This is a genomic window from Micromonospora sonneratiae (assembly GCF_042679305.1).
In the GTDB taxonomy this organism is placed as follows: domain Bacteria; phylum Actinomycetota; class Actinomycetes; order Mycobacteriales; family Micromonosporaceae; genus Micromonospora_H; species Micromonospora_H sonneratiae.
Genome location: NZ_JBHTMP010000005.1, coordinates 25,789 through 49,438, shown reverse-complemented (window position 1 = coordinate 49,438; position 23,650 = coordinate 25,789). Strand labels below are relative to the sequence as shown.

General features: G+C 69.6%; 12 protein-coding genes and 1 pseudogene. 9 read left to right on the top strand and 4 right to left on the bottom strand.

The features are described 5' to 3' along the window. Positions 1-8 precede the first annotated feature (8 nt). The 5 genes from ACFQ4H_RS04875 to ACFQ4H_RS04855 all read left to right on the top strand — a co-directional run bounded on the left by ACFQ4H_RS04875 (position 9) and on the right by ACFQ4H_RS04855 (position 13,309). Entirely contained in the window at positions 9-5,429 is a 5,421-nt protein-coding gene (locus ACFQ4H_RS04875; RefSeq protein WP_377567398.1) for a LamG-like jellyroll fold domain-containing protein, read from the top strand. Next, positions 5,426-5,863, top strand: coding sequence for an Imm1 family immunity protein (locus ACFQ4H_RS04870; protein WP_377567396.1), 438 nt, complete (start codon positions 5,426-5,428; stop codon positions 5,861-5,863). The genes ACFQ4H_RS04875 and ACFQ4H_RS04870 overlap by 4 nt, the downstream gene beginning before the upstream one ends. A gap of 810 nt (positions 5,864-6,673) precedes the next feature. Beyond that, on the top strand, positions 6,674-8,254 hold the full coding sequence (locus tag ACFQ4H_RS04865) for a DNA polymerase Y family protein (protein WP_377567394.1): 1,581 nt from the start codon (positions 6,674-6,676) through the stop codon (positions 8,252-8,254). Positions 8,255-8,266: 12 nt separating this feature from the next. Continuing rightward, on the top strand, positions 8,267-11,638 hold the full coding sequence (locus ACFQ4H_RS04860) for an error-prone DNA polymerase (RefSeq protein ID WP_377567392.1): 3,372 nt from the start codon (positions 8,267-8,269) through the stop codon (positions 11,636-11,638). A gap of 138 nt (positions 11,639-11,776) precedes the next feature. Further along, entirely contained in the window at positions 11,777-13,309 is a 1,533-nt protein-coding gene (locus ACFQ4H_RS04855; RefSeq protein ID WP_377567390.1) for a nucleotidyl transferase AbiEii/AbiGii toxin family protein, read from the top strand. Between the two features lie 56 nt (positions 13,310-13,365). Here ACFQ4H_RS04855 and ACFQ4H_RS04850 read toward each other — a convergent pair whose 3' ends face one another. Next, positions 13,366-14,205 (bottom strand): M55 family metallopeptidase, encoded by an 840-nt coding sequence (locus ACFQ4H_RS04850; RefSeq protein WP_377567388.1) that lies wholly within the window; start codon positions 14,203-14,205, stop codon positions 13,366-13,368. Between the two features lie 176 nt (positions 14,206-14,381). On the opposite strand from ACFQ4H_RS04850, the gene ACFQ4H_RS04845 reads away from it, so the two are divergent. The 4 genes from ACFQ4H_RS04845 (at position 14,382) to ACFQ4H_RS04830 (ending at position 18,176) form a co-directional block, all read left to right on the top strand. After that, positions 14,382-15,128 (top strand): methyltransferase domain-containing protein, encoded by a 747-nt coding sequence (locus tag ACFQ4H_RS04845; protein WP_377567621.1) that lies wholly within the window; start codon positions 14,382-14,384, stop codon positions 15,126-15,128. After that, on the top strand, positions 15,125-16,315 hold the full coding sequence (locus tag ACFQ4H_RS04840) for an alkaline phosphatase family protein (protein WP_377567386.1): 1,191 nt from the start codon (positions 15,125-15,127) through the stop codon (positions 16,313-16,315). Before ACFQ4H_RS04845 ends, ACFQ4H_RS04840 begins: the two co-directional genes overlap by 4 nt. 102 nt (positions 16,316-16,417) lie before the next feature. Then, on the top strand, positions 16,418-17,677 hold the full coding sequence (locus tag ACFQ4H_RS04835) for a DNA polymerase IV (protein ID WP_377567384.1): 1,260 nt from the start codon (positions 16,418-16,420) through the stop codon (positions 17,675-17,677). 115 nt (positions 17,678-17,792) lie between these two features. After that, the gene (locus ACFQ4H_RS04830; RefSeq protein WP_377567382.1) at positions 17,793-18,176 is read left to right on the top strand and encodes a DUF3040 domain-containing protein; all 384 of its coding nucleotides are present in this window, start codon (positions 17,793-17,795) and stop codon (positions 18,174-18,176) included. A 305-nt stretch (positions 18,177-18,481) separates the two neighbouring features. On the opposite strand, the gene ACFQ4H_RS04825 is transcribed toward ACFQ4H_RS04830, so the two are convergent. The 3 genes and pseudogenes from ACFQ4H_RS04825 to ACFQ4H_RS04815 all read right to left on the bottom strand — a co-directional run bounded on the left by ACFQ4H_RS04825 (position 18,482) and on the right by ACFQ4H_RS04815 (position 23,290). Continuing rightward, complete coding sequence (locus ACFQ4H_RS04825; RefSeq protein ID WP_377567380.1) at positions 18,482-20,956, bottom strand: transglutaminase TgpA family protein; 2,475 nt, start codon at positions 20,954-20,956, stop codon at positions 18,482-18,484. Further along, a pseudogene (locus tag ACFQ4H_RS04820) lies at positions 20,953-22,229 on the bottom strand (DUF58 domain-containing protein). The gene ACFQ4H_RS04825 and the pseudogene ACFQ4H_RS04820 overlap by 4 nt, the downstream one beginning before the upstream one ends. A gap of 2 nt (positions 22,230-22,231) precedes the next feature. After that, positions 22,232-23,290, bottom strand: a complete 1,059-nt coding sequence (locus tag ACFQ4H_RS04815) for an AAA family ATPase (protein ID WP_377567379.1) — start codon at positions 23,288-23,290, stop codon at positions 22,232-22,234. Positions 23,291-23,650 lie beyond the last annotated feature (360 nt).

The following is a 23,650-nucleotide window of genomic DNA, read 5'->3' as shown; positions in this document are numbered from 1 at the left end:
CCGGCGAGGTGATCGCCTACGACCTGGTCGGGGCGGCGGATGTGACGCCGGTGGTGGCCGGCCCCACGGCAACGTACTTCGACGTCCTTCCGCAGACCGACGTCGAGCTGAGTACCTTCGACGCGGGCCTGAAAGAGACCCTGATCCTCAAGTCGCCCGACGCGCCCTCCTCGTGGCTCTTCCCCCTGCGCCTGACCGGCAACGTGGTGAAGCAGGTGACCAACAACGGCGCCACCACGACCGTCACCAGCTATGACGCCGCCGGTCGACAGACCTCCTCCACGGCGGACCCGAACGGCCTCAACCGGACCACCGCCCTCGGCTATGACCTGGATGACAACGTCGTCTCCACCACGGAGTCGAACCCGGGCGGCATCGTAGGCCTGTCCGAGGCGATGTACGACTCGTCGGGTCGGGTCATCGCAGAGACCACGTACCGGAACACCCAGTTGACGCCGGTCAGCCGGTGGCGGTTGAACGAGACAGCGGGTACCGCGGTGGCCGACTCGGTCGGCAACACCGCTGGTACGGCCACCTCGGGGATCACTTGGTCCACCGAGCGCGGCGGGTCGGCGCAGTTCGCCGGTCCCGGCTCCATCGACGGAGCCGGCCCGGTGGTCGACACCACGCGTAGCTTCACGATCTCCGTCTGGGCGAAGCTCGCCGACGCGTCCCGGAACGGGGCGGTGGTGTCGCAACTGGGCACGAGCGCCCAGAGTCCGTTTTCGCTGCGGTACGACCAGGTGGCCGGCAACAAGTGGGGCTTCTTCCTGTTCGACGAGGACACCCAGACCTCTGCCCGAGCCAGGGTGCTCAGCGGCGCAACGGCCCAGCCGGACACCTGGACCCACCTGGTTGGCGTGTACGACGCGACCGCCAGGGAGATGCGGTTCTACATCAACAAGACCCTGGCCGGTACGGCTGCGGTGAACTGGGATCCGTTCCGTACCGCCGGTCCGCTCACCGTCGGACGGGTCCGATGGGACGGTGTGCTCACCGGTGGCTGGACCGGGGGGATCAGCGATGTCCAGGCGTACCAGAAGGCACTGACGGCGGCCGAGATCGCCCAGGTCCACGACGGGACGGCACCGGCGGCCGGGGCCGAGGTGATCCGGACATCCGTCAACCTGGACCAGGAGGGCCATCCCAAGTCGACCACCGACCCGAACGGCAGGACCACCTACTACTCGTACGACGAGGAGGGCCGGGCCGTGAAGACCACGGCCCCGGCGGTGATGGCGGAGTCGGCCACCGGTGCGGGTCTGGCGAACGCTGTCTCCTGGATCGGCTACAACACCTTCGGGGAGGCGACCGACCGGAGGGATCCCAACGGCAACTGGTCCGTCACCGAGTACGACGCCATCGGCCGGTCGGTCGCGGACGTCCTGCCGAGCTACACCGCGCCGGGAACGTCGACAGCGGTGACCCCGCGGGCCACCCGCACCTACGACCCGGTGGGGCAACTCCTCACGTCGACCGACCCGCTGGGCAAGACCACCACCTACGAGTACGACCAGTTGGGTCGGGTGGCCAAGGTGACCGCCCCGAACAACGGCGTGACGAAGTACAGCTACGACCTGGTGGGCGACCTGCTGTCGCAGACCGACCCGACCGGAGCGGTCAGCACCTCCACGTACGACTACCTCGGCCGCCAGCTCACCACCACCCAGGTGGTACGCCAGTCCGGCACCAACCACACCACCACCTACAGCTACGGCATGGGCGGGTGGCTGTCGCAGGTGCAGACGGCTGCCGGGGTGACCAGCAAGCGGACGTACAACGCCCTCGGTGAGGTGCTGACCGAGGTCGACGGCGCCAACAACACCACGACCTACGGTTACGACGGCGACGGCCGGGTGGTCCGGACCACGCTGCCCGACGGCACCTACACCACCACGACGTACGACCTGGCCGGACGGGCGACCGCGACCAGTTCGTTCAACGCGGCGGGCACCCTGCTGTCCACCGGGAGTAGCCGCTACGACCGGGGCGGCAACCTGATTGCCAGCACCGACGCCAAGGGCACGACCACGACGTTCGAGTACGACGCGACCGACATGCTGGTCAGGGAGGTCCAGCCGATCTCCGGCTCGGATTCGATCCAGACCTCCTTCGCGTACGACCTGGCCGGTAACCAGACCCGGTTCACCGACGGCCGGGGCAACTCGTTCATGACGACGTACAACTCGTGGAACCTGCCCGAGTCGCAGATCGAGCCGGCCACCACCGCGCACCCGACGCCGGCCGACCGTACCTTCACGATCGCCTACGACAAGGGGGGCCGGCCGGTCACCCAGACGTTGCCTGGCGGGGTGACGATCACCAGCACCTACGACGACATGGGGCAGGTGACACGACAGGTCGGCGCGGGTGCGGAGGTCTCCACCGAGGATCGGGAGTTCGGCTACGACCTGGCCGGTCGGATGACGACCCTGTCCGGCAGCGGGGGCAGCAACACACTGAGCTACGACGACCGCGGTCTGCTGCTGTCGGTCACCGGTCCGTCGGGGAACTCGTCGTTCGGCTACAACCAGGACGGGCAGCCGACCTCCCGGATCGACGCGGCCGGAACCACCAACTACACCTACGACACCGCCGGGCGGTTGGCCACGATCGCCAACGCGGACGCGGGAGTACAGCTCACCAACACGTACGACCAGCTGTCGCAGGTCACGAAGATCACCTACGGCTCGTCGGGCAACACCCGCAACTTCGGCTTCGACGACCAGCACCGGCCGGTCTCCGACGAGCTGAAGACCCCATCGGGTACGTCGATCGCGAAGATCGCGTACGGCTGGGACGCGAACGACAACATCGTCTCGAAGACCACCACCGGCTTCGCCGGGGCGGCTGCGAACACCTATACGTACGACCTGGCCGACCGGTTGACGTCGTGGAACAACGGCACGGCGACGACCGTGTACGCCTACGACAAGTCCGGCAACCGGGTGCAGAACGGCTCCAAGCTGTTCACGTACGACCAGCGCAGCCGGTTGCTGACCGCCGATGGGGTGGAGTACGCGTACACGGCTCGGGGGACCTTGGCGTCGGCCGGTGGCCAGCTGACACGGGCGGACGCGTTCGGGCAGGTGCTGTCTCAGGATTCGGCGGCGGGGACACAGTCGTACAGCTATGACGGGTTGGGTCGGGCGATCCGGCCAGGGTTCGCGTACACCGGTCTGGGTAACGACCTGGCCGGCGACGGGACCGCGACGTACGTGCGGGATCCGGCCGGTGGGTTGTTGGGTGAGGCCGCTGGTGGGACGAAGCGGTTGGCCTGGACGGACCTGCACACCGATGTGGTGGGGCAGTTCACCGAGACCGGTACGGCGTTGGCCGGGTCTACGACGTATGACCCGTTGGGCAAGGTGCTGGCGACCACGGGGATGATCGGTAGCCTCGGCTACCAGTCGGAGTGGACGGATGCGTTCACCGGCCGGGTGAACATGCATGCCCGTTGGTACAACACGGAGACGGGTCAGTTCGACACGCGGGATACGGCGTCGAACTCGCCGGTGCCGGATTCGATCAACGCGAACCGTTACCAGTACGGTGACGGCAACCCGTTGACGGTGACCGACCCGACCGGGCACTGGGGTAACCCGTTCAAGAAGATCGCCCAGAGTGTTTCGCGGGCGGCGAGTGCGGTCACGTCCACGGTTTCGCGGGCGACATCCTATGTGTCGTCGTACGCGTCGAGTGCCTACTCGGCGGCGCGTAGCTACGCGGCCGAGAAGGTGTCGGCGGTCAAGCAGGCCGCGTCCAAGGCGGTCAACAAGGCCAAACAGGCGGTCAACAAGGCCAAACAGGCGGTCAAAAAGGTCGCGAAAAAGGTCGCCAAGTCGGTCAAGAAGAAGATCGACCAGGGCCGTAAGTGGGTGGCGAAGAAGTACGCCGCCGCGAAACAGAAGGCGAAACAGGCCTACAACAAGGCGAAACAGGCGGGTAAGAAAGTAGCGGCGAAGGCGACCCGGGCGGTGAAGAAGGCCGCGAGCGCGGTCAAGGACGCTGCCAACGCGACGGCCAAGTGGGTGGTGGAGCACAAGGACGTCATCCTCGAGGTCGCGGCGATCGGTGGGGCGATCCTGGCCGGTTTGGCGTGTACGGCGGTGACCGTCGGGGCGGGTGCGTTGGCGTGCATGGTCGGCGCGGGTGCGTTGATCAACCTGGCCAAGGACGCGGCTCAGGGTGACATCAACTCGATCGGTGATGCTCTCGGGTCTTTGGGTACGGGTGCGTTGTCCGGTCTGGCCGGTGGTGCTGGCGGGATGATCGCTGGCAAGGTGGCTGCTGCGGTGGCCAGCCGGGTTGGTGCGGGTATCGGTGGCCGCCTGGTCACCGAGGCGGTGGAGAACGGCGTCAGTGACGTCATCGACCAGGCGGTGACCACTGGTCGGGTCGACCCGAGGAGCGCTCTGCTGGGGATGGTCCCCGGCCTGGGACTGCTCAACCGCAAGGGCGGCGGCGGTAAGGGCGGCGGCGGCGACAACGCCCCGGCCCGAGGCGGCGACAGCGGTGGCGGCGGTAGTTGTCCGATTCCTCCGTCGCGGAAGCACAGTTTCGATCCGTCCACCCAGGTGTTGATGGCTGATGGCACGGTCCGGCCGATCGAGGATGTCAACGTCGGTGACCGGGTTGTCGCCACTGATCCGGAGACCGGGACCACCCTGGCCAAGCCGGTCACCGAACTGCACCGCAACACCGACCGGGAACTGACCGACCTGACCGTACGGGACCAGGACGGCAACACCACCACCTTGGAGACCACCCAGAACCACCCGTTCTGGAACGTCACCGAGCAGGAGTGGACCGACGCCAAGAACCTGAACCCCGGCACCAAGCTCCACGTCGCGGGCAAGGGCGAGGTCATCGTCCACACCGTGGCCAACTACCACGGCAACGAGGAGATGCGCGACCTCACCGTCGCCGACATCCACACGTACTATGTGCTCGCCGGCAACGAACCGGTCCTCGTTCACAACAACAACGGGTGCTTCGATGCCGAGGCAGCGGCTGAAGGACTCCCGGAATGGTCCGAAGGGCAAACGACCTTCGGTCGGGCCAGCGGTCGCGATGCCAATGGGTCGGCCGTTGACTTTGATCTGTTGTGGAGCGGTGACAAGAAGAATCACGCGGGACTGATCGGTGCAGTCAACGCGAAGCTTCGTGCGGCGGGTATCCTGCGTGGGTCTTCGAACTCTGCTCGGGCTAGCGATCTTGAGCAGAAATTCGCGGCGCTTATGAATAAAAGGGGTATCGTGGATGTCGATGTGGTTATTAATAATCCCAATGGGCCATGCCAGGTTAGGTTGGGATGCGACCAGACCTTGAACCACATTCTCGATTCCAACAGAGGTCTTTCGGTGCACTGGCGTGATAACGACGGCGTCTGGCAGCGAGCAGATTATGGAACCAGGCGGCGGCGATGACGTTCAATTACAAGGTTGCGGCACAGTATCTGTTGGAGCACGTCAAGGCGCCTCTGATCCTGACTGCGGCGGAAGATGTCGATTCGCTGATCGATTCACTGGAACGGAGTTCGGTCGGCTGCAATCTCGCGCAACTTCATTCTCTGGATCGGTCCGCCCTGCCTTCAGGTTTTCCAGACCATGAGCTATTGGTTGGAGTTGACGGGGAGCGGGGGGTCGGCGCCCTGGCCTTTATGGATGACGGAAACTGGACTACATTAGGCGCCGACATTGGGCGAGATGAAGTTGGATACTCGATAATGGGTCATTTGACTGAGTTCCCCGAGCGTTCTGAGATCCCCATTGGCCTAATCCGTGAGGCTGTCAAAGAGTTCTGTGCGTCTGGCGGGCGGCGGCCTACGTGTGTTAAGTGGCAGGTGCCTGAATACTGGTAGTCACCGTTGTTGGGTGCCTGTGCGCGCGAAAGGTTTCGGTTCAGACTTGCCGATTAGCTGACCGGCTGTGGCGTGCGGGCGGGTCACGGAACGTAGTGCCGATCTATGCAAGTCTGCGATGGGTGGTGCGGGTTGCCGTCGCGGTTGCCGCCATGGGGGGAGTGGCATAGGTTTGCATCGATATAATCGTTGGCCGGCGTGTTTCGATGCTGGCAGCGGAGTGATGGCGCAGATCGACGACCAGGCTGTCCGGCGATCGTTGATTCGCTGGATGTGCAGCTTCACGGTCAGGCAATTCCAGTGATGGCGGGCGTGCGCGCGGGGCCGTAGGCCTGTAGCGCGTGCGCGCGGCCCGGCCTTGCGCCGGGCCGCTTCTTGATTACGTGAAGCAGTTTTGGACCATCGCCACCCGCGGTCAGGTTGTCGGCTTGCGGGGACGACGGGTCTTCTTGGCGGTCGGCGGTTCTGCGGTCGGCTCATCGTTCGAACTGCCGCGGTCTTCGGCGCGGATCAGGTGCGCGGGCTGCTTGGCGTAGGTGCCGTGGTCGGCGTGGTATTTGGAACGTGGCCGGTTTGGCAGACAGCCGCCAATGGCCTGGGTCTGGCTACTGGGCAAGCCCTGTCGGGTTGGGCGCGTATCCGGGGCAGCTCGACAGGCTGCCCGAAAGTGAACCCGACGTCCCTTATCGCCGTACGCGAAGAGCGCCCGTGCCCAGCGGATGACCAGGCGGCGCGGGCAGGTGGCCGGTCGGCCAACCGTGAATCGAACACGCGTTCTAATATGACGTTGTCGCTGGTCAAGGGGGTGAGATGGAGCGTGGTGCGGTGCCGGTACGGACCCTGCTCGTCTGGTGCCCCGACTGGCCGGTGATCGCCGCCGAGATCGTCGACGGGGTACCGGCCACCGGCCCGGTCGCGGTGCTGCACGCCAACCGGGTGCTGGCCTGCTCCGAGGCCGCCCGCCGCGAAGGCGTACGCCGTGGCCTGCGTAAACGGGAGGCGCAGAGCCGGTGCCCGAACCTGGTCACCGTCGAGCACGACCCGGGGCGGGACGTACGCGCCTTCGAACCGGTGGTCGCCGCCGTCGAGGAGGTCGCCGCCGGGGTGGAGGTGCTCCGGCCGGGGGTCTGCGCGGTGGCTGCCCGGGGACCGGCACGTTACTTCGGCGGCGAGGAGCAGGCCGCCGAGCGGATCGTCGAACAGATTGCCCAGAGTTGCGAGGTGGAGAGCCAGGTCGGCATCGCCGACGGGGTCTTCGCCGCCGGTCTCGCCGCCCGAGCCGGCCGGATCATCCCGCCCGGGGAGACCGTACGCTTCCTTGCCGACCAGCCCGTCGAAGCGCTCGCCCGGCCCCGGCTGACCGACCTCCTGCGCCGGCTCGGCCTGCGTACCCTGGCCGATTTTGCGGCCCTGCCGGCCGGGGACGTCCTGACCCGGTTCGGATTCGACGCGGCGCTGGCCCACCGGCTGGCCGCCGGCCGCGACCATCGGCCGCTGGCGGCCCGTCGCCCGCCGCCCGACCTGGACGTGACCGAGACGTACGACGAACCGCTCGACCGGGTCGACGCCGCCGCGTTCGCCGCCGGGGCCCACGCCGAGCGGCTCCACGACACCCTCGCCGGATACGGCCTGGCCTGCACCCGACTCGGCATCGAGGCGGTGACCGCCAACGGGCAGGAACTGCACCGGGTCTGGCGGCACGACGGGCTGCTGACCGCAGCGGCGATCGCCGACCGGGTGCGCTGGCAGCTCGACGGCTGGATCTCCGGCACCAACCGGCGGCCGGGCAGCGCCGGTCGACCGGCCCCACCCCGACCCACCGCCGGGATCATCCGGCTGCGGCTGATCCCGGCCGGGGTGCTGGCCCAAGCCGGCCTGCAACCCGGACTGTGGGGCGAGACCGGCGAGGAGCGCGAACGGGCGCACCGGGCGTTGAGCCGGGTGCAGGGCATCCTCGGCCCCGAATCGGTGGTCACCGCCGTCCTCGGCGGCGGGCGGTCACCAGCAGACCAGACCCGCCTGGTGCCGTGGGGCGACGAACGGCTGCCCGCCCGCCCGACGGCGGCACCGTGGCCGGGTCGGCTGCCGTCGCCCGCCCCGGCGATCGTGCTGCCCGTACCGCTGCCGGCCACCGTGCACGACAGCACCGGTCAACCGGTCCAGGTGACCGCCCGGCTCCAGGTCAGCGCCGCGCCGGCCCGGCTCACCGTCGGCCCGGCCACGCCCGTGGAGATCGTCGGCTGGGCCGGGCCGTGGCCGGTCGACGAGCGCTGGTGGGCGCCGGCCGAAGCCCAGCGGCGGGCCCGCTTCCAGGTCAGCCTCGCCAACGGCGGTGCACTGCTGCTCTGCCTCACCGGTGGCCAGTGGTCGGTGGAGGCGATCTATGACTAGCGGGCCCCACCCATGAGTTTCCACAACCCGGACCAGCCCTGGTCCGAGCTGGAACGCACACTGTCCGGCCGGGCCACCCGGCCGGACGCTGCTGACCCGGCCGGTGGTGGGCACCTGCACGTGGTGGACCCGCTGGCGGTCGACGGCGACGATGCGCCGCGCAGCCGGACCCGGGCCCGGTACGCCGTACCGGCCCACCCGGTCGAGCCGCCCCCGGACACGGTGCCCTACGCCGAACTGCACTGCCACACCAACTTCAGCTTCCTCGACGGGGCCAGCCACCCGGAGGAGTTGGCCGAGGAGGCGGCCCGGCTGGGGCTGACCGCGCTGGCGGTCACCGACCACGACGGGCTTTACGGTGTGGTGCGGTTCGCCGAGGCGGCCCGCGCCCTGCGCCTGCCCACCATTTTCGGCGCCGAACTGTCGCTGGACCTGCCCGGACCGCAGAACGGCGAAGCCGACCCGTACGGCCGGCACCTGCTGGTCCTGGCCCGAGGTCCGCAGGGGTACGCCCGGCTGGCCCGTACGATCGCCCGGGCTCACCTGCGGGGCGGGGAGAAGGGTCGCCCGGTCTACGGCGAGCTGGCCGAGGTCGCCGCCGAACTGCGCGACCACGTGCTGTTGCTCACCGGATGTCGCAAGGGACCGGTGCCGTCGGCGCTGCTCACCGAGGGGGTCGACGCGGCAGCCCAGGAACTGGACCGGTTGACCGCGCTGTTCGGGGCGGAATCCGTGGCGGTGGAACTGACCGACCACGGCGACCCGCTCGACGGGGACCGAAACGACGCCCTGGCCGAGTTGGCCGCCCGCGCCGGGCTGCCCACGGTCGCCACCAACAACGTGCACTACGCCGCCCCGGGCCGCCGTCGACTGGCCACCGCGCTGGCGGCCGTACGGGCCCGACGCAGCCTGGACGAGCTGGACGGCTGGCTGCCGGCGGCGGGCACCGCCCACCTGCGTACCGGGGCAGAGATGGCCGCCCGGTTCGCCGCCTATCCGGGCGCGGTGGCCCGGGCCGCCGCCTTCGGCGCGGAACTCGCCTTCGACCTGCAACTGGTCGCCCCCGAGTTGCCCGCCTACCCGGTGCCACCCGGGCACACCGAGATGACCTGGCTACGCGAGTTGACCATGGCCGGCGCGCTGGACCGCTACGGCCCACCCGAGGCCCACCCGACGGCGTACCGGCAGCTCGAACACGAACTGAAGATGATCGACGAGCTGGGCTTCCCCGGCTACTTCCTGGTGGTCTACGACATCGTCGAGTTCTGCCGGCGCAACGGTATCTACTGCCAGGGGCGCGGGTCGGCGGCCAACTCGGCGGTCTGCTACGCGCTGCGGATCACCAACGTCGACGCGGTCCGCCACCAGCTGCTCTTCGAACGGTTCCTCGCCCCGGAACGGGACGGACCGCCGGACATCGACGTCGACATCGAATCCGACCGCCGGGAGGAGGTCATCCAGCACGTCTACGCCAAGTACGGCCGCGAGCACACCGCCCAGGTCGCCAACGTCATCTCCTACCGGCCCCGCTCGGCGGTACGGGACATCGCCAAGGCGTTCGGCTTCTCGCCCGGTCAGCAGGATGCCTGGAGCAAACAGATCGACCGCTGGGGTGAGATCGCCGCGGTGGACGCCGAGGGCATCCCCGAGCAGGTCGTCGCGTACGCCAACGAGTTGCAGACCTTCCCCCGGCATCTGGGCATCCACTCCGGCGGCATGGTGATCTGCGACCGGCCGGTCATCGAGGTGTGCCCGGTGGAGTGGGGGCGGATGCCCGGCCGGACCGTACTGCAATGGGACAAGGACGACTGCGCCAACGCCGGCCTGGTCAAGTTCGACCTGCTCGGGCTCGGCATGCTCTCGGTGCTGCGCTACGCCCACGACCTGATCGGCTCCACCCTCGACCTGGGCAGCATGTCGCTGGACGACCCCGAGGTCTACGACATGCTGTGCCGGGCCGACTCGGTCGGCGTGTTCCAGGTGGAGAGCCGCGCCCAGATGGCCACCCTGCCCCGACTCAAGCCCCGGGAGTTCTACGACCTGGTGGTCGAGGTGGCGCTGATCCGGCCCGGCCCGATCCAGGGCGGCTCGGTGCATCCGTACATCCGGCGCAAGAACGGGCAGGAGCCGATCGTGTTCGCGCATCCGCTGATGCGCAACGCGCTGGAGAAGACGCTGGGCGTACCTCTCTTCCAGGAGCAGTTGATGCAGCTCGCGATCGACCTGGCCGGCTTCGACGCGGCCGGTGCCGACCAGTTGCGCCGGGCGATGGGGTCCAAACGTTCGACCGAACGGATGGCGCAGATCCGCGACCGGCTCTACGCCGGCATGGCCGACCGTGGCATCACCGGTGACCTGGCCGACGACGTCTATCTGAAGCTGTCCGCCTTCGCCAACTACGGCTTCCCGGAGAGCCACGCGATGAGTTTCGCCTACCTGGTGTACGCCAGCTCCTGGCTCAAGCGCTACTATCCGGCCCCGTTCCTCGCCGCGCTGCTCAACGCCCAGCCGATGGGCTTCTACTCGCCGCAGACGCTGGTCGACGACGCCCGCCGGCACGGCGTCGAGGTACGCCGGCCGGACATCAACGCCAGCGGGGCCAAGACGGTACTGGAGTCCACCCCGGACACCCGGTGGGGCAGCGCACCCGGTGAACCACCGCACCGGTGGGGGCTGGGCGGTCCGGCGGTACGGCTGGGGCTGTCCAGTGTCCGTACGCTCGGCGACGACCTGGCCGAGCGGATCGAGGCCGAGCGTACGGCGGACGGGCCGTACCGCGACATGGCGGACCTGGCCCGGCGGGTCGGCCTGACCGCCGCGCAGCTGGAGGCGCTGGCCACCGCGGACGCCTTCGCCTGTTTCGGGGTGACCCGACGGGAGGCGTTGTGGGCGGCCGGGGCCGCCGCCCAGGACCGGCCCGACCGGCTGCCCGGCACCGTCACCGGGGCGACCGCACCGGTACTGCCCGGTATGGAGGCGGTCGACCGGCTGGTCGCCGACGTGTGGGCCACCGGCCTGTCCCCGGAGAGCCACCCGGCCCGGTTCATCCGGCCGCAACTGGACACTCTCGGGGCGCTGCCGATCGCGAAACTGGCCCAGGTCGAGCCGGGCCGGCGGGTACGCGTCGGTGGAATCGTCACCCACCGGCAACGTCCCGGTACGGCCGGCGGCGTCACCTTCCTCAACCTGGAGGACGAGACCGGGATGCTCAACGTGACCTGCTCACCGGGGTTGTGGCAGCGCTACCGGAAGGTGGCCCGGACCAGCGCCGCGCTGGTCGTACGCGGACGGCTGGAACGTTACGACGGGGTGACGAACCTGACCGCCGACCGGCTCGACGCGATCACCCCGCCGGTCAGCCCGGCCTCCCGCGACTTCCGCTGAGGGTCAGGAAGGCCCCAGGTCGTCGCCTTCCGTACAGGCAGGCCCCTCCCGACCGGCAACGTGCCCGATGGTCGATCTTGTCGGTAGGCGTCGTTATGGTCGGCCGGCTGCACCCGCGACCGAGCACAATGGAGTGACATGAAGAATTTCGCCGGAGATTTCGAGACGCACCTGACGGTACGTCTGGACGGCGGAACAGGCGATGACGGGTCGTTGCGTGACTGGGCGCAGCGTAACGGGGTGAAATATCTTCGGATCGTCCTGGACCGGGGTGAAACCCCCGACCAGCCGATGTTGACCAGCCGTGGCCGGGGGACCCTGGCGGAGCAGCGTGACGCGGCGCGGGACTTGGCGGACCGGTTGCGCCGGGACGGATACGACGTGACCCGGGTGAAGATCGAGGCGGCACCGTGGAACGAGGACGTGCCGCAGACGGACCGGGCGGCCGAGGAGTTGCCGGCCGGCTGCTACTTCGAGCACCACGTCAAGTTGGTGCTGACCGACGAGGATGCGGTGGCGTCGGTGCGGACCCTGGTGGAGTCACATGACGCACGTGTCTCCCGTAACGCCCGACGGGCCCTGGACGGAGACCGGCACGAGCGGTTCGTGACCCAACGTTGTTGGAACGTCGGCCTGCCCACCGCCCGGCAGCGTCTCGACGACCTGCTGGCGGCGCTGACCGCCGGGGGATTCCCGACGGTGGAGGTGGAGCAGGAGTTCGTGGTGTACGACGACAACCTGGCGGTGGACGCCGGCTGGATCACCGGGCCGGAACGAGCGTCCGTCGACCAGCCGGAACGGGCGTCCGTCGACCAGCCGTCACCGCTGTCCGTCGACCGCAGGATCCGTCCCGGCGAGCCGGAGTTCACCGATCCGGCGCAGGCGGACCGCTGGCGGACGCTGCGACGTACCGCCCTGGACCATGTACTCGCCCTGGTCGCCACGTCGCCGTTGCGGGAGAATCTGGTGCTGCGCGGCAGCATGCTGCTTCCGGCCTGGACCGGGGAGCAGGCCCGTGAGCCGGGCGACCTCGACTGGGTGCTGGTCGATCGGATGACCGATCCCGACCGCCTCCATGCGGACCTGCTCGACCTGATCCGGCAGCGACCGACGGTAACGGACGGCGTGCTGCTCGACGTGGACGGCGCAACCCGCGAGGAGGACTGGGAGACGATCGGTTACGAGTCGACCTCCGTACTGCGGGTGTGTGTCCCGTGGCGAGCGGACGGCGTACCGCCGGGATCGGTGCAGCTGGACATCGCCCTGGACGTGGAACTCCCTGAGCCGCCGGTGGAGACGGTCGTGCCGAGGGGTGACGGCGGCGAGCCGGCGTCCGTACGGGCGGCGAGCCGGGAGCTTTCCTTGGCCTGGAAGATCCTGTGGCTGGCGGTCGGTGAATACACGGAGGGCTTCGTCTACGAGAAGGATCTCTACGACGCGGTCCTGCTGGCGGAGGACTCCCGGACGAAACTGTCGCCAGTACTCCTGGACGAGGTACTCGACCCTTGGTTGGAGTCCGAGACCGTCCCCGACGAGATCAATGAACTGGACGTGGATTGGGAAGACTTCCAGAAGGACTATCCCTGGGTGGGCGGAACCGCGGAGGAATGGCTCACCCGGCTGAGTCGGGCACTGACGCGAATGTTCGACACGGCTGACAAGCAGGACTGACACCCCCACCTCGCACGGGCCGGTTCCAACCCGGGCTCCGGGCTGGAACCGGCCCGTCAGGTCGGCTTGAGCTGGCTGATCTGGACGAGCAACTGGACCAGGCGGTACGCCTCAGCCATGTCCCGGGCCGGGAAGGTGATCGTCCTGGCGGCTGCCGTACGCCGGATCCCCGGGATGAGCATGGCCAACTCCACCGCCGACGGCCCGTGGAGTTCCACCTCGACGGTGACCGGGCCGGTGCTTCGCAGCACCGGTACCCGGTCACGTCCGTCGATCGCAATCGTGGTGGCGGCCTGTATCCGTTCGCGGGCCTCCTGTGGATGGAGGCTCTCGGCGGATGTCTGCCCCAGAGACCGTTTCACCTCCACCACGGTGGCCTCGGGCACCAGGTCGCGAAACTCCGCACCCGCCGCGTCGTCCCCACTGAGCAGCACCACCGGTACGCCGAAGCTGCCGGCCAGCAGGGTGTTGAGGCCGATCTCGCCCATTGGTCGGCCGTCGATCCGGACATCGAGCAGCGCGTCGGTCATGGTGTGGGCCAGTACGGCGGGACTGCTGCCGGCCCGGCCGTGATAGCCGATGAACAGCAGCGCGTCGACCTTGTCCGTCAGGCCGCCCAACATTCCCCAGGCCCGTGGTTTGCCCCTGATCAACGTGACCCGACGGTCCAGTTCCTCCGGGAGGAGGTTGCGGTACGAGCCGTGCGCGTCGGCCACCCGTACGACCGCGGTCGGCTCAGCCTCGAAGACACCGGCGATCGCGGCGTTGACCTCTGCGGTCACCAGTCGCCTTCCGCGCTCGTAGTCGTAGCGCTCGGGGTTGGTCTCGCTGGCGTGCACGATCCCGGCGACGCCCTCCATGTCGGCGGAGATCAGCACCTGTAGCGGTTCATCCATCGATCGACCCTAGACGGCCCGGTTGCCCCGGTTGATAGGGCTGCTCGGTCGGGAAGGAGCCCTTCCTGTACCGGAGGCGATACCGGGCGACCCTTCCTTACCGGCAATCCACATCCTGGGCGGCGACCACTAGGCTCAACCGGGTGGAGCGAACACACACCCGGCCGGGTACGACGGTGAGCCGGCCGACACCTGCCTCCGGTCCGCACGCGGCTCCCCGTACCGCCGTGGTCTGGACGGTGCTGCGTGGCGAACTCGACCGCCGGGCCGGTCAGCCGCTCACCGTACTCGACGTCGGCGGCGGCACCGGTGGGTTCGCCGTACCGCTGGCGGAGGCCGGCCACCAGGTGACCGTCGTCGACGCCAACCCCGACGCGTTGGCTGCCCTCATCCGTCGTGCCGCCGAGGCCGGGGTCGGCGACCGGGTCCGTGCGGTGCAGGGTGACGGTGATGCCCTCGCCGGACTGGTCGAGCCGGCCAGCATGGATCTGGTGCTGTGTCACTCGGTTCTCGAGGTGGTCGACGATCCGCTGCGGGTGGTCGAATCCGTTGCCACCGCCCTGCGTCCGGGTGGCGCGGCCAGTGTGCTGGTCGCCGGTCGGGCCGCCGCCGTACTGAGCCGGGCGATGAACGGTCACCTCGACGTCGCCGCCGCGCTGCTGGCCGACCCCGAGGGGAACGCCGGACCCCGGGACACCCTGCGTCGGCGGTACGACGCCGAGAGCGCCAGTACGCTGCTGCGGGCCGCCGGGCTACGGGTCGAGGAGATCCACGGTGTACGGGTGCTGGCCGACCTGATCCCCGCGTCGGCGGCCGACAACGACCCGCAGGCGCTGCTGGCCCTGGAGTTGGCCGCTGCTGCCCGTCCACCCTTCCGTGACCTGGCCGCCCAACTGCACCTCTTCGCCCGCCGTACGCCATGACCGGCCCCTACGACATGCCCGGCCCGCACGACATGACCGGCCTGTTCGACGTCGTCCACCCGCAGTACGGCGTGGGCAGCCTGGCCGACGTGCTGCCCAGCGCGCTGGCGGTGCTGGGGGTGCCCGGTGCGACCGATCCGCTGGGGCTGGTCGGGCAGTTGGACGGCGTACGTCGAATCGCCGTGCTGCTCGTCGACGGACTCGGCTGGTACCAGATTCCCGTGGCGGCGCCCCACGCGCCGACCCTGGCCGACCTGACGGCCCGCCACGGCCGGCCGTTGACCTCCGGCTTCCCGTCGACCACGCCGACCAGCCTGGTCACCCTCGGCACCGGGGTCGCGCCGGGCGCGCACGGGGTGCTGGGCTTCCGGGTGAACGTGCCCGGCACCGAGCAGGTGCTCACCCACATCGACTGGCCGGGTGACCCCGAGCCCCGGCGGTGGCAGCCGGTGCCCACCCAGTTGGAACTGGCGGCGGCGGCCGGGGTGGCGGTGACGGTGGTCAGCCGGCCCGAGTACGCCGGCAGCGGGCTGACCCTGGCAGCCAACCGGGGTGGGGCGTACCGGGGGGCCGCAAATCCGACCGTGCTGGCCACCGAGATGCTGGCCGCGCTCACCGCTGGCGACGGTCCCACGCTGGTCTCCGGCTACCACCCGGACCTGGACACGCGGGGTCACCTCGACGGCGTCGACTCGGCACCCTGGCGGGCGGCGGCGTCCGACGTGGACGCCCTGCTGGCCCGGCTGGTCGCCGGGCTGCCGGCCGACGCCGCGCTGCTGGTCACCGCCGATCACGGGCAGCTCAACGTACCGCTGGAGCACCGGTTCGACCTGGATGCCGATGCCCGGTTGCGGGCCGGGGTGCGGGTCGTGGCCGGTGAGCCGCGGGTCCGCTACCTGCACACCGAGCCGGGCGCGACCGACGACGTGGTGGCCGCCTGGTCCGCGGTGCTCGGTGACGCGGCCTGGGTCACCACCCGGGCGGAGGCGATCGCCGCCGGCTGGTTCGGTCCGGTGCCCGAGGCGCATCTGGCCCGCGTCGGCGACGTGGTGGCGGTCTGCCGGGGGTCGTACGTCGTGCTGGCCACCCGGACCGACAACCCGGTCGAGGCCCGACTGGTCGCCTATCACGGGTCCAGCACGGCGACGGAGATGACGATCCCGTTGCTGGTCGTCCGGGGCGGCTGAGCGGCCCGACGTCCGGCCGTCGGCGGCTGACCTGTCCGTATCCGGCCGTCGGCGGCTGACCGGTCCGGCGGGATTGTCTGCCCGGGGGGCTAGCCTGCGGGGATGGGTCGCAGTCAGTCCGTTCCCCGGGGCGGTGATCCGCGCTTCGGCGCGGACGCTGACGACACCGGCTGCCCGATTCTGCACGTCGACATGGACGCGTTCTTCGCCGCCGTCGAGGTGCGCCGCCGTCCGGAGTTGCGTGGCCGGCCCGTCGTGGTCGGCGGGGTCGGCCCGCGCGGGGTGGTGAGTTCGGCCAGCTACGAAGCCCGGGCGTACGGCGTCCGCAGCGCCATGCCGACCGCCCGGGCCCGTGCCCTGTGTCCCCGGGCGGTGTACCTGCCACCCGACTTCGAGCAGTACGCCGCCGCCTCCCGTGCGGTGATGGAGATCTTCCGGGACGTGACACCACTGGTGGAGCCGCTCTCCCTGGACGAGGCGTTCCTCGATGTGGGTGGCGCCCGACGGCTGCTGGGCCGCCCGGTCGAGATCGCCCGGCTGATCCGGGCCCGGGTCGCCGAGCAGGAGCGGATCACCTGTTCCGTCGGGGTGGCGTCGACCAAGTTCGTCGCCAAGCTCGGTTCCACCCGGGCGAAACCCGACGGGTTGCTCGTGGTGCCGGCCGGGCTGGTCCTCGACTTTCTGCACCCGCTGCCGGTGACCGCGTTGTGGGGGGTGGGGGAGCGGGCCGAGGAGTCCCTGCGCCGGCTCGGGCTGTCGACCGTGGGTGACCTTGCCCACGCGCCGGTCGGCATGCTGCGCAACGCCCTGGGCCAGGCGGCGGCCACCCATCTGCACGAGCTGTCCTGGGGTCGTGACCCGCGACCGGTCAGCCCCGAACAGGCGGAGAAGTCGATCGGGGCGGAAACCACGTTCGACACCGACATCGAGGATCCGCAGACGATCCGTCGTACGCTGCTGGGACTTGCCGAGAAGGTGGGTGCCCGGATGCGCCGGGCGGGCCAGGTCGGGCGAACCGTGTCGATAAAGGTGCGACTGGCCGACTTCCGTACGGTGAACCGGTCCCGCACCCTGCCGGCGCCCACCGATGTGGCCCGCGAGGTGTTCGAGACCGCCTGGGCGTTGTTCAGGGTGCTCAACCCCGGTGACCGGATTCGCCTCATCGGCGTACGCGTCGAAGGGCTGACCGACGCCGGCTCGACCCCGAGACAGCTTGCATTGGGCACCCCCGAGTACGGTTGGCGGGAGGCCGAGGCAGCCGTGGACGCCGCTGCTGCCCGTTTCGGGCGTTCCGTGGTACGTCCGGCTAGCCTGTTGGGCAGTGATGAATCGCGCCGGACGGAAAATCCGCCACGGCCGTAGGTCGTCCCGCTTTCCGACCCGCGACCCCCCTCGTAGACTTGCGGGTAAGCAGCCGGATGGCTGCCACGGTCTGTCGGTTCGACCGGACCGACCAACGTGACCGGGGAGGAGTGCCGTGCCGCTCTCGGAGCACGAGCAGCGGCTGTTCGAGCAGATCGAGCGGTCGCTTGCCGAGGACCCCAAATTCGCCTCGGCCGTGCGTGCCAGCGACCCGCGCTTCCACGCGCGGCGTCGCCTGCTCGTCGCCGCTGGCGTGATCATTGCTGGCCTTGCCTTGGTTATCTACGGCACGGTGAGCAAAACGCCGCTGCTCGGCGTGGCGGGCTTCGTCGTCATGCTCGGCGCAGCCGGCTTTGCGGTGCTGTCGCACCGCCGGTCGCAGTCGCCCGACCTACATGTGGTCGGCGGCACCGCCAGCCGGCGTACTCGTGGTCGGCGGATGTCGTTGCTCGACCGGATCGAGGAGAGGTGGCGTCAGCGGCCGGAAGGCCACCGCTGACCCTGTGCTCTCCGCCGGTGCGGGACGCGTGCCCGTGCCGGTGATGCCAGGTGCCGGCCGACGATTCGACGATGCTCAGCGCCGGCCGGCGATCTCCACTGCCGGTGATCTCCAACGGCCGACGATCTTCCGTGCCCGCCTGATACTGATACTGCCCCAGCGCCGGTCACGACCGGATCCACGATGTGTGGCCGGGCCGGCTCCTCGTGGTGTGGTGGGGCTGGCGGTGTCGGGGCCGGCCAGCGGAACTGCCCGGCCCCGATCAACTCGCCAGGGGTCGTGATCACCCCGATCGACCAACTGGATCAGCGGGTTGCCCTGCCACCGGCCAGTCGCCGCCACTGACGCGGCCGGAGAACGGACATCCGGGTGCGGAACACCCCGGCCGCAGCAACGAACCGGGACGAAGTACGCATGATCGCTGACTGCCAGCGCAGCAGTACCGATGGTGGCAGGACCGCCGCCACCACCCTCACCCGCCGACCTGCACCGGCCCGGAGTGCCCGGCAGACCGTACGCAGCGGCTCGGTCAACTGACCACCGGGCAGCGGATTGCGGGCGTACCGGGCCCGTTCCTCGGCCTGGCCCAGTAGCCGGGCGGCATCCTCAGCCGCCGTACCGTCGACCAGCCCGTCACGGATCAACCGGTCGGCGGTCGTCCGGGGCGTCTCCGTCGGATCCACCCGCATCCGGAGATCGATCAACGTATCGACCAGTTCGTCCCATGCGGCGTGCGCCTCCGCACGGGCCTGCTCGACCTCTTCCCCGACCACCACCATCGAGGCGGTCCTGAGCGCCGGCTCGGCGGTCACCGACCCGGCCGGTGCCGCAGCCAGCTTCCGGGGGCGGCGACGTCGACGCAGTAGCGCTCGACGCAGGGCCGGCAGCCCGAGCAGCAGGACCACCGCGATCCCCAACAACCAGGGCCAGACGGGGATACTGCGCTGGTAGGTCCCGCCGTCGGCGGCGAACCCGGCATCGGGGTCCCGCTCGGGACGTTCGACGTCGCGCGGTCCGGCGGACGAGTCCGGGCCGGGGTTGGCGTTCGACCCGGACGACGGGCTGATCGGGTCCGGCGCGTCGAGGTCCGGCGCCCACGCCGTACGGGCCGACCCGGGCACGGACGCGGCCGGGGTGGCGTCGAACGGAACCCAGCCCACGCCGTCGAAGTAGACCTCCGTCCAGGCGTGCAGGTTGCGGTTGGTCAGGACGTAGGTGTTGCCTTCCTTCCTGGTTCCGGTGCTGAACCCGAACGCCACCCGGGCCGGGATACCAGCCGCCCGGACCAGCCACGCCATCGCAGCGGCGTACTGCTGGCAGAAGCCCACCTTGTTGGTCAGGAAGTTGACGATGTCCTGGCCGCTCGTCCCACCTTCGGTGCTCAGGCTGTACCGGAAGTTGTTGTCCTGCGAGAAGTGCTCATAGATCGCCCGTACCTGGGCGTAGCTGGTCTTCTTCCCCTGGATCAACTGCGCGACGAGCGCCTCGACCTCCGGCACCCTCGGCATGCCGGTGTAGCGCTGACGGATGGGGTGGTCGGCGGCCAGCGGCGGTACGGCGTCCAGCACCGCAGGCGTGTAGTTCGCCCGTACGAAGTCGAACGAGTATTTCTTGCCCTTCGAGTTCGCCCGGTTGGAGAAGACGATTCGGAGGTCGGCGTCGTAGAGCCAACTGGAGTCCAGATCCGATGTGCTGACGGGCTCGAGGTACATCGGCAGCAGCGGCATGTTGAAGCCGGAGGTGATCTCCACACTCGCCTGGTAGGTGGTGTGGGACACCCCGGACCGGGCCGTCTGACGGGGGTCGGGCAACTGTCGGGTCACCGGTCGACCGGTCGGGGTCGTTATCCCGAAACCGCCGCCGTGGAGCCGGTCGGCGACCCCGAACCGCAGATAGAACGGGTTCGGGTCGTTGGTGGTGACCTTGACCAGATCGGTGACCGCGGACTGGTTGAGCTGACCACTGAGCGAGGCGAACAGGTCGACCCGCCCGGGCGGTCCACCCCGCCCGCCCCGGCCCTCCCCGTTGCCGTTCCCGCCGAGGGCGTTCTGGCGGTCCAGCAGCCCGCCGGTCATGCCCGGCACGACGAACGGGAGCAGGACAGCCAGGGCCACCCCGGCGATCGCCAGTCGTCGGCCCGCCGCCGCCAGCGGTGACGGTTCCCAGATGTCGACGTCGCGCCCGTCGCCGGTGAACCGGCGGCCGAAGCGGCGGACCCGGTCGACGTTGTCGGCGACCAGCAGCCACAGGAAACCGATCGCGCCGACCATGAACGGCAGGGGCGGCACGCTGTCGACGTCCACCGCCACCGGCACCGAGTAGATGGCCAACATCGGCAGACCGGCGAGCGCCGGACGGCGCAGCCCGACCGCGATCAGGTCCACCACCACGGCGACCAGGCCGATCCCCAGCACGGTGATGAACAACAGCGGGTCGGTGTCCGGCACCTTGATCCCGTACGACCGTACGTCCTGCACCGAACCGCTCATCAGTTCGCCGAAATAGGCGAAGGTGTCCGGGGTGGGGATCAGGGCCAGCAGTTCGCCGCCGCTGGGGAACATCCAGGTCAGCGCGATCAGCAGGGTGGCCGACATGCCGAGTGGCTGGACCCAGAGCGGGGTTCGCCACCAGCGCAGCAGCAACCCGGCACCGGCCAGCAGCGCCACCACGAGGAAGCTCTGGAACATCCAGGTCCACTGCTTGAAGATGGCCGTCAGCGGTGCCGAGGCCAGCAGGGTGGCCGCTGCGGCGACGAGCCCCAGACGACTGCTGCCCCTCATCGTGTGCCTCCCGTTACCGTCTCGGCCAGCGCGGCCCGCCAGGCGAACCCCTGTGATCCACGACCGGTCTGGGGCCACAGCGTGGCCAGTTTGCTGCCGTGGTCGATGCCCACCACCCGCCAGCCGCTCTGCAACAGGCCGAGTACGGCGGCACCCCGGATCTGCTCGGCCTCGGCGCGGGCGGTCGGGGGCAGGTTGAGCCACGTCGAGCTGTCCACCAGCAGAGCTATGCAGGTCGCGCCGCTGCCCCGCAGCGCCGCCAGGATCTTGGCCTCGGCCGGGGTCAGCATGCCCAGCAGGGCGATGACCAGGCCACCGTCGGAGCGTTGCCGTACCCGCTCGACGAGGGTCGCGATGTCCCCCCGTTGGGCCAGCCGGACCTCGGCGAGGTGGTCGAGCAGCAGGCCGTCCCCGCCCGCCTCGGCCGCGTCGGCGTCGAGCCCGGAGCCGGTGACGAGCCGCAGCTTGTAACCGGCGTGTCGCAGGTGGACGGCGATGCTGGCGGCTGCGGAGACCGCCCATTCGAAGCTCGACGTCGGGCCGTCGCCCTGGTGGCCGATCGCCCGGGTGTCCAGCACCACCGTCGCCCGGCTCTCCCAGGGCTGTTCCTCGCGGCGCACCATCAGCTCGCCGGTGCGGGCGGTCGACTTCCAGTGCACCCGGCGCAGGTCGTCGCCGCGTCGTCCTCGCCGTGTACCGCCACCGACCGGGCCCGGCTCTCGCCACTGCCGGCGTACTCCCCGGCGAGGCGGACCGTCGGCAGGGGGTTGACCTGCGGAATCACGGTGAGCCGGTCGGTGCTGGGGAACGCCCGGGTCAGCTCGCACAGCCCGAACGGGTCGGTCAGCCGGACCACCAGCGGGCCGACGTCGTACCGGCCCCGGACATCGGCCCGCACGGTGTACGCCACCGAACTGGCCTGTTGCGCTCCCAACCGCTCCAGCACCACCCGGGGCCGGCTGCCCAGGGCGTAGGGCAGCCGGTCCTCCAGCAGCAGCGTCCCGGTCGGCAGCCGGGACAGGTTCTGTAGCCGTAGCACCACCCGGGAGCTGGCACCGACGGGAACCCGGTGCGGCTCCAGGGTGCGTTGGCAGGCCAGCTTGTAGCGGCTGCGCCCGACGTAGAGCACCGCCAGCAACGGCAGGGCAGCCAGCAGGATCGCGACCCGTAGCAGGTCCTTCTCACCGAGCAGGACCGCGGAGAGCGCCGCCGCGACGGCCGCGGCGAGGAACGAACGGCCGCGCGTGGTGAGACCGGCCAGCGCCGCGCGTATGTTCATCGGCGCCGCGGCTCGTACGGCGATCGCCCGTTGCCGCCGTCGGACGGGGGCCGGGTGTCATAGGGCGAACGCTGCCGGTCGTGCGGCACCGACAGCCGGTGTACCAGGTCGGACACGATGGCGTCGGTGGTACGGCGGGCGAGCTGGGCGTCGGCGGTCGGGATGATGCGGTGGGCCAGTACCGGTACGGCCAGCGCCTGGAGATCGTCGGGGAGTACGTAGTCGCGTCCCTCCAGAGCGGCGAACGCCCGGGCGGTGCGCAGCAGTTGCAGGGTCGCCCGGGGGGATGCGCCCAGCCGCAGCTCGGGTGCCTCACGGGTGGCGGTGACCAGGTCGACGGCGTACTGCTTGACCGCGTCGGCGACGTGGACGTGCCGTACGGTGGTGATGAGCTTGCGTACGGTGGCGGCGTCGGAGACCGGGCGCAGCGCGTGGATCGGGTCGACCCTGCCGTGCGCGTCGAGCATGGCCAGTTCCGCCCCGGCATCGGGATAACCCATCGCGATCCGGGCGGTGAACCGGTCGCGCTGTGCCTCCGGGAGCGGGTAGGTGCCCTCCATCTCGATCGGGTTCTGTGTCGCGATCACCATGAACGGCGTCTGGAGCTCGTAGGTCGTGCCGTCGACGGTGACCTGGCGCTCCTCCATGCATTCCAGCAGCGCCGACTGGGTCTTGGGCGAGGCCCGGTTGATCTCGTCGCCGACGACCAGATTGGCGAAGACCGCGCCCGGCTTGAACTCGAAGTCGTGGGTCTCCTGGTTGTAGACGCTGACCCCGGTGACGTCACTGGGCAGCAGGTCGGGGGTGAACTGGATCCGTCGTACCGAGCAGTCGATCGAGCGGGCGAGAGCCTTGGCGAGCTTGGTCTTGCCTACCCCGGGCACGTCCTCGATGAGGAGGTGGCCCTCGGCCAGCAGGACCGCCAGCGCCAGTCGGACCGTCGCTGTCTTGCCCTCGATCACCTCCTCGATGTTGGCGACGATTGCTTCACTGGCGGCGCGAAACTCGTCGTGCGGCAATGTATCGCCCAACTCGTCCCGGGTCTGTTGCGTCACGGGCACCTCCTCGTCGCTTCACGGCTGTTCTTACTAGACAGGTGAGACCGGCCGTCAGGTTCGCGGGAAGACGACACGACCGAGTGGCCTGGATCACCCACACGTTTCAGGCTAGCCGTATTCCACACCGTGACCGAACACGGATCCGACCCGCGCCAGAACTCCCGTGAGCCGATTTCAGCGGGCTGATCGGGGTACTCGGGGCGGATACCAGGTGCGACGACACCGGCAGCAGGGGGTAGACTCCGAGCCATGTTCGGGGCCTACCTGCTCCTTAGCGAGCCGTGTTGACGCGATAGTCCGCGACAGCACGGCTACCCCTCCTGCGCGAGGGGCTTTTTTGTGCCCTGAACACAGCGC